The organism is Streptomyces tricolor (assembly GCF_002155905.1).
Taxonomy (GTDB): Bacteria; Actinomycetota; Actinomycetes; order Streptomycetales; family Streptomycetaceae; genus Streptomyces; species Streptomyces tricolor.
This window is the reverse complement of record NZ_MUMF01000517.1, coordinates 1-1,989: the sequence shown is the minus strand read 5'-3', so window position 1 is coordinate 1,989 and position 1,989 is coordinate 1. Positions and strand designations below refer to the sequence as shown.

2 protein-coding genes are annotated in these 1,989 nt (G+C 74.8%); both read left to right on the top strand.

What is annotated here, in order from left to right; all coding sequences use genetic code 11:
• Nucleotides 1-274 (top strand): C40 family peptidase (locus tag CCN44_RS32255; RefSeq protein ID WP_143650092.1); only part of this gene is annotated, 274 nt, incomplete at its 5' end.
• Between the two features lie 263 nt (nt 275-537).
• Nucleotides 538-1,839, top strand: coding sequence for a PP2C family protein-serine/threonine phosphatase (locus tag CCN44_RS32250; RefSeq protein WP_059251309.1), 1,302 nt, complete (start codon nt 538-540; stop codon nt 1,837-1,839).
• Nucleotides 1,840-1,989: the final 150 nt, after the last annotated feature.

The window sequence follows — 1,989 nt, the reverse complement described above, 5'->3', positions numbered from 1 at the left end:
CTCCTTCGACTGCTCGGGCCTGACCTCCCAGGCCTGGGCGACGGCCGGCCGGCCCGTCCCGCGCACCTCGCAGGAGCAGTGGCGGCAGCTGGAGCGCGTCGACGTCAAGGACATGCGCCCCGGCGACCTCGTCATCTACTTCGACGACGCCAGCCATGTCGGGATGTACATAGGCGACGGCGCGATCATCCACGCGCCGCGCCCCGGGCGCACGGTGACGATCGCGGGCGCCGGTTCGATGCCGATCCTCGGGGTCGTCCGGCCGGACGCGTAAAGCCCGGTGACGTGCGTCATGTGACCCACCGCACGGCCAACCCCCGCCCAAACCACCGCAGGACGTGAGCTTCGTCATCCCCTCGGGGCCGCCGACGTGTCCAACTGCGGTACGGAACGCGGCATATGACAGCGGAGGGCACCGGAGCGACGGGGCTCACACCATTCCATCGGGGCGGTCACAGCCGCTATGGTCCCGGTCGGTGGGTCGAGACCCCTCGACGCCGCCCCGTGCCCTCGGGGGGAGGGAAGGAACTCAAGACGATGCCCGTACCCGTACCGCGGCAGAGAGCGATCCCGGCCGTGGAGAGTGGTCAGGCGCAGGCCGCCCGCCCCGTGGGCGGCCCCCTCAAGGAAGAGGCCCACCGCGACGCCACGCCCGTGAACGGCACCGGCGCCACTCTCACCCTGCTGCTGATCGAGGACGATCCGGCCGGCTCGCCGATCGTGCCCGATCTGCTGGACTCGGCCGGCAAGCCGATCCGCGTCCGCACCGCCCGCAACCTCACCGAGGCCGAGCGGCTGCTCACCGACGACGTCCACTGCATCCTGCTGGACCTGGCGCTCCCGGCGCCGGGCGGCAGCGACAGCGACGACGAGCTGGCCGTGCTGCGGCACGTCCTCCAGCTCGCGCCCCGGCACGCCGTGCTCGCGCTGACCGCCTCCGGCGACGCCGAGCGCGGCGCCGAGGCCGTGCGCGTGGGCGCCCAGGACTACCTCTTCCGGGACGAGCTGGACGGCCGGCTGCTCAGCCGCGCCATCCGGTACGCGGTGGAGCGCAAGCGCTCCGACACGGCCGAGCGGCGGCTCGCCGAGGGCAGACTGCGCGCCCAGGAGAACCGCCGGCTGGAACGCGGCCTGCTGCCCACCCCGCTGCTGGAGGGCTCCGCGCTGCGCTTCGCCGCGCGCTACCGTCCGGGCCGGTCCCGGGCGCTGCTCGGCGGCGACTTCTACGACGCCGTACGCACCCCCGACGGCACCGTGCACGCCATGATCGGTGACGTCTGCGGGCACGGCCCGGACGAGGCCGCGCTCGGTGTGGAGCTGCGCATCGCCTGGCGGGCGCTGACGCTGGCCGGGCTGTGCGGGGACGAGCTGCTGAACACGCTGCAGCAGGTGCTGGAGCACGAGCGCGCCGACGAGGAGATCTTCGCGACGCTGTGCACGGTGGACATCGCCCCGGACGGCCGCCGCGCGGGCCTGTGCCTGGCCGGCCACCCGGCCCCGCTGATCGCCCGGCCCGGCCGGCCGGCGCGGCTGCTGCCGTACGACAACAACGGCCCCGCCCTGGGGCTGCTGCCCGGCGCCCGCTGGCCGCGGATGCAGGTGGAGCTGGGCGCCGAGTGGAGCCTGATGCTCTACACCGACGGGCTGATCGAGGGCCGGGTCGGCGAGGGCGGGGAGCGGCTCGGCCAGGACGGCATGGTGGAGATGATCCGCCGGCAGCTCGCCGAGGGGCTGCGGGGGGAGGAGCTGCTGCGGGCCGCGGTGCATGAGGTGCGGGAGCTCAACGGGGGCGAGCTGACGGACGACGTGGCCGTGGTGCTGCTGGATCGGGCACCGTAGAGGGCGCGCCGTGGGGGGGCTCGCCGTCGCCGGGCGCAGGTGCGTGGGGCCGCTTCGCGCAGTTCCCCGCGCCCCTTTTGGCCGGCGGAGCCGCAGCTTGCCCGAAGGGCGCGGGGAACTGCGCGCGACCAGGCACCGGCGGCCCGCACC

Coding starts and splice junctions, on each gene's coding strand:
- CCN44_RS32250 (WP_059251309.1), top strand. CDS start 538: ATGCCCGTACCCGTACCGCGGCAGAGAGCGATCCCGGCCGTGGAGAGT.